This is a genomic window from Fulvivirga aurantia, from assembly GCF_009711475.1.
GTDB lineage: Bacteria > Bacteroidota > Bacteroidia > Cytophagales > Cyclobacteriaceae > Fulvivirga > Fulvivirga aurantia.
The window spans coordinates 1-8,591 of the sequence record NZ_SMMD01000796.1 but is presented as its reverse complement, the minus strand read 5'-3'; the positions used below and the strand labels follow the sequence as shown (position 1 = coordinate 8,591).

Annotated in this window: 5 protein-coding genes; all 5 read left to right on the top strand. The window is 39.6% G+C overall.

Annotated features, from left to right (window positions below; translation table 11 throughout):
• Positions 1-630 (top strand): FadR/GntR family transcriptional regulator (locus tag E1176_RS10525; RefSeq protein WP_155210569.1); only part of this gene is annotated, 630 nt, incomplete at its 5' end.
• A gap of 194 nt (positions 631-824) precedes the next feature.
• Entirely contained in the window at positions 825-3,938 is a 3,114-nt protein-coding gene (locus E1176_RS10520) for a SusC/RagA family TonB-linked outer membrane protein (protein WP_155210568.1), read from the top strand.
• 17 nt (positions 3,939-3,955) lie between these two features.
• Complete coding sequence (locus tag E1176_RS10515; RefSeq protein ID WP_155210567.1) at positions 3,956-5,410, top strand: RagB/SusD family nutrient uptake outer membrane protein; 1,455 nt, start codon at positions 3,956-3,958, stop codon at positions 5,408-5,410.
• Positions 5,411-5,429: 19 nt separating this feature from the next.
• The gene (locus E1176_RS10510) at positions 5,430-6,428 is read left to right on the top strand and encodes a PKD domain-containing protein (protein ID WP_155210566.1); all 999 of its coding nucleotides are present in this window, start codon (positions 5,430-5,432) and stop codon (positions 6,426-6,428) included.
• 19 nt (positions 6,429-6,447) lie between these two features.
• The coding region (locus tag E1176_RS21255) for a PKD domain-containing protein (RefSeq protein ID WP_281349554.1) at positions 6,448-8,591 on the top strand (2,144 nt) is incomplete at its 3' end.

The following is an 8,591-nucleotide window of genomic DNA, read 5'->3' as shown; positions in this document are numbered from 1 at the left end:
TCTGGCCAATTGAAACCAGGGGATAAATTGCCCTCGGAGAGACAATTGAGTGAGCGGTTTGGAGTAGGTAGAACCTATGTAAGAGATGCTATAAGAAAACTTGAGTTTTATGGGATACTTAAAACGTTACCACAAAGTGGTACCGTGGTGGCTGGTCTTGGGATAACAGCCTTGGAAGGGTTGATTACAGATGTCTTAAGATTAGAAGGACAAGATTTTCATTCTCTTGTAGAAACCAGAGTGTTATTGGAGACCAATGCTGCAAAATTTGCAGCAGAACGAAGGTCGGAAGACGACATCGTGTCAATTTCTAATGCTCTTGAGGCTTTTGAAAAGGCAGTGAAAGTTGGTAAGCCTGCCGTAGAAGAAGATTTGTTGTTTCACTTAACAATTGCCGAAGCTAGTAAAAATTCAGTACTCAATTCCCTCATGTTGATTGTTACACCAGATATCCTCACGTTTTTCAAAGAAAATGACGTTTGCAGTGGAGATAAACCTTTATCTGCTTTAGAAGGCCATCACATTATACTGGAACATATAATAAATCAAGATGCTTCGAAGGCAGAAGAGTCGATGCGGTCGCATCTCAGTGATATTTTAAATTTTGCTAATGATAAACTCAAAAAATGAAAAGCTTTAAAAGACAAAGGTGAATTAACCTATAGTTAATCCACCTCGCAAAGCAGGAAATACAAACCGTCCAATCGCCAAAAAGTACGTCTGTATTTAATACTCATCTTTCGCAAAGATAGCCGATGAGTGAGTAATAGTCAAAGAATTCTTTGATCCTGCCTTAGTATAATCATTCATCTAAATAAACGATTATGAATTCAAAATTTACCAAGTTAACAGGCCTTGTTATTGCCTTACTGATGTCAATATCAAGCATGCTTGTTGCACAAGAAGGCCAGATTGTGAGCGGCCATGTCGATGGGGAAGATGGAGAGCCACTTCCAGGTGTTTCGATAATTGTGAAAGGTACGAGCATAGGCACTGTTACCGATATAAATGGTGATTACTCTTTAAGAGTAGATGCAGGGGCCACCTTATTATTTTCATTTATAGGTTACGAATTAGTTGAAGTACCTGTAAATAACAGGGCCACAATCGATATAGTTATGGAGCCGAGTGTAAGTGAACTGAGTGAGGTAGTAGTCATTGGTTACGGTACTCAGAAAAAGTCTCACTTAACAGGTGCAATTTCTAAGGTCGAGAACGAAAAACTGGATCAATTACCTGTTTCCAGAGTAGATGATGCCCTCATAGGTCAAGTTTCAGGCGTAAATATACAGTCGACCAATGCAGAGGCTGGGGGAGCTCCTACTATTACAATTAGAGGTGTTGGTTCTGTGACAGCAGACTCTGGCCCAGCTGTAGTTGTTGACGGAATTGTTGTGAATTCTGATTTTCTATCAAATTTAGATATGAATGACATCGCATCTTTTGAAGTGCTGAAAGATGCAGCTTCTGCAGCAATTTACGGCAGTGAAGGCTCTAATGGGGTAATACTAATCACCACCAAAAGTGGTAAAGCCGGACCAACCAAATTTAGCTATCAAACATACTTAGGGTTCAAAGAGGCACATGGTAGTGATGACTATAGAAAGAGTGTAGCCGATTGGGTGGCCTTTGAACAGGCTCAAACCGGAGAGTTGAGTGAAGAAACACAATACATGCAAAAGATAGTTGCAATCACAGGTGTTGACCGAGACTGGCAGGATGTCTTTTTTGAACGCGGCTTAATTCAAAGTCACTCTCTATCTGCAAGAGGAGGGAATGAGCAAACAAAATTCAGTGCGTCCTTAAGGTATTTAGAAGATGAAGGAGTTGTTATTACAGACGAATATTCTTTATACAGTGCAAGGTTGAAATTAGACCAAAAGATAGGGGATAGAGTAATGTTCGGTCTTAATATAAATCCATCTTATTCGAAAAAAAGAGGACTTCCCACCTCAATACATAACCCACTACGATTGTCTCCATGGTTACCTATCTACCACAGCGAGCAGACGTTACAGCTTATTGATAGAGCAAGATATCCTGATGTTGGTGTTGGTGATTATTTCTGGGAAGACCATTTAGTTGAGCTGGATTTTAATGACGATGGAAGTGACACAAGGCCACGTACATCAGGTGACTCAAACCCTTTCCAGCAATATGTTGAGAGAGAGCACTGGGAGTATGAAACCAATTTGTTTGGATCCACTTTTTTAAGCGTTGATATTATTAAGGGTCTAACAGCCAGGACTTCCTTGGCTACTACCATAGAGCAACGAAAGCGAGAAAGATGGGACGGTACAAATTACCATGCAGCCGGAGCAAGCCGATCACAGTATTATTTACAAAATAGATTTCGAACAAGGATCATTTCAGATAACACCTTGAATTATGATAAAAATATTGGAAGGCATCAATTTGGTGTGCTTGCTGGTGTTACAATACAACAAAGGACAGATAATATCAGTGAACTTACCGGTGTAGGCTATACTAATGATTTGCTTAAAAATTTGGAAGGTGCAACGCTTATCACAGAACCTGCAGAGATTAATACAGAGTATAATAAAGTAGGTTATTTCGGCAGGTTAAATTATGTATATGACGGCAAATATTTGTTCAACGCTTCTTTCAGACGTGACGGTAGTTCTGTTTTTGGGCCAAACTCGAAATATGGTAATTTCCCTGCAGTTTCAGTAGGATGGAATGTCTCTGATGAGGATTTTTTAGCAGGAAGTAACATTATTAGCAATCTTAAGCTTCGTGTTAGCTATGGAGAAACAGGTTCAGAACGATTTAGCGTTGGCAATGAAGTAGTAAACAGATGGCCATACCTGGCTTTATTAGATAATACAAATGCTGTTATAAATGGGGAAGTTGTAAATGGAGTGGCCCCACTAAATATTGCAAATTCTGTTTTGCAATGGGAAGCATCTCAGGAATTTAATCCAGCTGTAGATTTTGGTTTTATAAACAATAGGGTGACTGGGTCACTGGATTATTACTCAAGAACAAGTGAGAGTTTGCTTTTAGAAAATCCGGTTTCTTATGTCACAGGATTCACGTCAGGAATTATAAACCTCGGAGAGGTACGAAATCAAGGATGGGAGTTTGAGTTAAGATCAAGAAATGTTGTACAGGGTTCATTTAAATGGAATACCTCAATAATTGCTTCAACCAATCAAAATGAGTTGCTGGCTTTTGGCGATTCAGATGGAGCATTGATACAGGACACTTATGGAAGAAACTCACTTTGGATCAATAAAATTGGCAGTCCAATATCTTCCTTTTATGGCTATGTAGTTGATACAGAAAAGTATAATGACGCTGAATTCCGGGTTGCGTATGTAGATAAACCATGGAATAGAATCAACGGACAAGCAGAAGATGTCATTGTTAAAGATTTGAATGGCGATGGCAGAATTACAGGAGACGACAGAACTATTCTTGGAGATCCATACCCTGATTTACTGGCAAGTATTACCAATGAATTTTCTTTTAGAGACTTTGATTTGTCTTTTATGGTACAAGGAAGTTTTGGTGCTCAGGTAAATAATATTGGTGACCAATATTTCTACAATTGGTTTGGAAACAGTTCGCGATCTGGAGCTGCTGAAGAAGCTGTGGAAGACGGCCTTATTCCTCACGAATCTTTTATACAGGAAAAAGTACTCACCAGTGAAGTTATTGCCAGTGCAGACTATGTCTCTTTAAGAAATGTAACTCTAGGTTATAATATGCCTTCAAGTTTGACCTCAAAAATCGGATTAAGAGGGTTGAGGGTTTATGCTTCAGGTCAGAATTTGATTTACAAAACAGCCTCTGACTACCATGGTTTCAATCCAGAACATATCGATGATGATAATCCAAGAGCTTATGGTGCTCAGAGGGCAGGTACGCCTCTGTTTAGGACATATACTATTGGTGTGAACGTAGACTTTTAATCGTAAAGAATCTAATCATGAAAAAGTTAAAATATTACATATTAGCCATCGTAGCTGTTTTTGCTACCTCTTGTGATGATGAATTTTTAAATCCACTGCCAGATACAGCGGTTGCGGTGGAGTCGTTTTTCACATCTGACGATGACATCTTAGCCGGTATATATGGTATATATGACGCGCTTCAGGGAACTAATGAAAGTACTGAAACAAATATAGGGAGAGCTAATAGGGGTGTTCAATTTGAGCATCTTCTAACAGAACATCGTACAGATAACACAAGAAATGCTACTCTGGAAGGTTCCAAGTCTGATTTTCATAGGTATGTGGTGGAGGCTGTAAATGTTGAATCTGACGATTATTATCAGTCGATGTATCAGGTTATTTTCAGGGCCAATAACATCCTCAATTTTATAGATGTTGCCGATGCTGGCAATCAAGCAAGCTATGCTGCTGAAGCTAAGTTTTTGCGAGCCTATGCTTATTTCAAATTAGTGAGGTTGTATGGCGATGTTCCTTTAGTTACCGAGCCAATTGATCCTACTGATGAGACTGCTCTTTTTACAAGGATTCCCGAAGCTGAAGTTTACCAACAAATCATAACTGATTTGCAGGAAGCGGTAAATGCCTTAAATAATTCTCACAAATCCAGAGCTTCTAAGGTAGCAGCTCAGGGGGTTTTGGCTAAAGTTTATTTATCACAGACCACACCAAACTATTCTGGTGCGGAAGCTTTATGCGAGGACATCATTGCCTCAGGGGATTATAGTTTAATGTCCGATTATCACGATGTCTTTTATTCGGAATTAAATGATGAAATCATTTTTGCTATACAATATCAAGCAAGCAATTCTGAAGAAAGCCAGGGGTTTTCTGCTGAATTTACATCTTTTGTAAGGGCGGGAAGAGATGATGGTCAAAATATAGTTAACGAAAACCTTTATAACGATTTTACTGCCATCGGAGGAAACAGAACTCCGGTTTCTATCACTGATCTGGATGGAAACCTTGAGCCTGATGAAAATGAAGTAGCTAAGTATTTCCCGGAAGGGACTGTCATAGAATCAGGAAATATAGATTATGGAGTTGGAAGAAATGCTGGTAACGATTATATCGCACTCCGATATGCAGATATATTACTACTTCATGTAGAAGCTACAATGGCTGGTGCACAGGCTACGGTAGATCCGGGTGCGTTGGCATCATTTCAACAAGTAAGGAATAGAGCTGGGCTTACGACAACAGTAAATTCAATTACAAAAGAAGATCTGATGCTTGAAAGAAGGGTTGAGTTAGCCTTTGAAAATCAACGCTATTTCGATTTAAAAAGATTCGGTGAATTTGAAAATGTACTATCGGCTCATGCTGATGAAATGGGTTATGCCTGGGATGTAAACAATGCCAGATTCTTACCAATTCCTCAGAGGGAAATCAACCTTAGCGGAGGTCTTCTTACCCAGAATCTTGGTTATTAATACTTTAAATAAGTGAGTTATGAATAATATTAATCATATCAATAAAAGGCTTGGATTACTCTTAGCAATTGTTGTAACGGTATTTCTGGCGGGCTGCGAACTGCGACCTGAATTACCAGATACAGGTAGTATTCCAGATGAGACTCCCCCGGCAGCTAGTTTTGAGAGTATACCAACAGCAGAGGATTTTAGAGTAATTAAATTTACCAATACCTCTTCTGAGGCAACCAAATATTTCTGGGATTTTGGTACTGATGCCGTAGTCTGCGATGAAGTGGATGGCGAAATAATCTGTGGTACAAGCAATACTACAACCGCAGAAAATCCATATGCCAAATTCGAATCTGGAGAGGGTACCTACACTGTAAGTTTAACTGCCATTGATGATAATGAGGCATCACATACTGTAGAAGTAGAAGTAGAAATAATTGATGAATTTGTACCCTTACCGGTAGAAGTACTTAATGGAGATTTCGAAAATAGTAGAGACCATTGGACTATTAGTAATTGGGACACTTGGTCATCTTCCGCCTTTGAGTCAAGCTCTGATGGATCTAGTCTCCTTTATGACGGAACAGATAACGGTTCTAAAACGAGAGGTGCAAAATGGAATGCTACCAGATCAGTAGGCTCTTTGGCAAATAGTGGTACAAGGGTCGCATACCAAGCCTTAGTGGTTTCTCCGTCTTCCGAAGAAAGAACAGTTACTTACGTTCTTGAATTTGAGTACGCTATTAAGGATGATATAGCAACCGATCCTCCCGAAGGTAGAATAGTGATTGCTGATATTATTGCTGGTCACTATGATGATGGTGACGATGCCTATGCCCAAACTGACAGAGGCGGAGGAACTAGCCTGCTACACATGGAAGTATCTGAAAGAAAAGGTAAAGGAAACTTTACTACAGTCACAGGTGAGTTTGATGCTCCGGAAAGCGGGCTCGTTGCTATCATGTTGTCAGCTATAACTCCGGTCGATGTCTATGTTGATAACGTAAAGGTTTATCCTGCTAACTAGTATCATAAAACGAATGAATATGATGAATATATTTAAAAAAGGAATAGGGGCTTTGCTTATGATAGTCATTATAGTGTCTTGCAAAGAGGATGATAGTCCAAACCCTACGGGCCTAAGTGAAATTACATTGTCTAGCTTTTCAGCAACACCTGGCCCAGATGAAAATGGTATAGAAGACGGTACCTACATCACGGTTACACCAATATCAATAGGAGTTTCATCTTATACAGTGGATTTTGGAGATCCTACAAGTGAGGATGATGTGCTTATTATCGATGAACAAGGTGGTTCTATTGCATATGATTATCCTAATGATAATGAAGAAGCAACATATACAATTACTGTTACTGCTCAATCTGATGCGGGTTTAGCTCCAGTTTCCAAGTCAGAAGATGTGGTGGTAATGCATACTGTTGTGCAGACAATTAATACTGCACCAGCATCACCCGAGTTAAGAGATGCAAATGTATTTGCGCTTTTTAGTAACGGTTTCGAATACAACGGCCAGATTTATAGCTGGGAGCATGGAGAGGCAGCCACTGGTGGAATCACACAATCTGTAAACGGTAATGATGTAATTCAATTTTCAAGATTGGGTAGTTCTGCTGGGACGTTGGAGATGTCGACAGTAGAAGTCGCCAATGCTATTGTAGGTATTGAAGCAGTTACAGATATTCATTTCGATGTATATTCTGTCTTTGCTGAAGGTATTGATTTGTTAAAAGTGACATTGGTCAATGAAGGTGCTTCCACAACCTATCAGGTAGATGGTCTTGCGCTTACAGATAGTGAATGGACAAGCTTTGACCTGAATTTAACAACGGGTTTTTCTGGAGCTGTTGATGCAATAGATGAAATAAGGTTTGAATTAGGGACAGGTGGTGCTGCAAGTGATCATGCAACGATTTTTGTTGATAATGTTTATTTATATAAATCTACAGGGTCAGAGATTATAAACGGAGATTTTGAAGCCGATAATAACATTTGGAGATTCCCTCTTTTTTCTGATGAGTCTACTACCAACCCTTACGGTTCAAGCTCAGATGGGTCTAATTTTGATATTGATGGTAATAATACCGGAGACAAAACGGCCGGAGCCAAATGGAGTTCCAGTCAATCAGGCGGCATTGGAGACTTCAGAACTTCAGATAGTAGGTATGCCTATCAGGAACTTTCTTTGACTCCAAACACCGATTATGTATTGGAATATCAATATGCTATTCGAGAAGGTGATGGAGCATCTTTGGATGGAAATAAGGTAGTGGGAGTAGTTATGGACGGATTCTATATAGATGGAGTTGAAGCCGTTAATGACATAGTTTCGAATAACCTGGGATTTCACGAAGGATTCATTGCTGAGGGTAAATTCAATGAGACAACAAATGGTTATGGTACATTCGTACAAATTCCATTTACCTCAAATGCGAGTGGTGGGGTATCTGTCATGTTTTATGCTAATACTGCTGTTGATGCTTATATCGATAATGTAAAAGTTTTAGAGCAAACGAGTGTGGCAGCACCTACAGCAGCATTTACTGCTGAGGCAACGGCTGGAAATTTCTTAGAATACAATTTTACTAATGAATCAATAAACGCCAGTTCATTTGCATGGGATTTTGGAGATGGCAACACATCTTCTGAAAAATCTCCAACACATGTATATGCGAGTGGTGGTGATTATGTGGTAACACTTACAGCTACAAATGTAGCGGGAGATGCTTTAGCCAATGAAAATTTAACGGTTTCATCCACTGGTGTTCCGGCTACTTTTAAGGTAGTTGTTTTAAATGGTACTGGTGATGATTTGACTATTAAAGCATCTGATAATGCAGATGCTTTTGACATGACGCCACCTAGTACTATTTATGATGCTCCAGACACCCAGCCAAGTCCATACACATGGGATAATGGCGACTTGGATACATGGTTAGCTACCAATTGTGGTGATGATAGCGAGCAGCCTGGTAGCACCAGCGATGGTAACGTATTTGCACAGTTAGGGGATCGGGGCTATAAGTTAAGTGAGGCATGTAGACGATTATATCAACCTGTAACAGTTGAGGTTGGAGTTGAATATACGTTTACAATAGATTCTCGCTCAGAGGCCGCTGGAGTAACATCCGAGGTATTCATTTTGAATACAGCTATTTTGGACGAAGCTGG

Excerpts from the sequence above, each read along its gene's own strand:
- E1176_RS10520 (WP_155210568.1), top strand. The coding sequence starts at position 825 with ATGAATTCAAAATTTACCAAGTTAACAGGCCTTGTTATTGCCTTACTG.
- E1176_RS10510 (WP_155210566.1), top strand. The coding sequence starts at position 5,430 with ATGAATAATATTAATCATATCAATAAAAGGCTTGGATTACTCTTAGCA.
- E1176_RS10515 (WP_155210567.1), top strand. The coding sequence starts at position 3,956 with ATGAAAAAGTTAAAATATTACATATTAGCCATCGTAGCTGTTTTTGCT.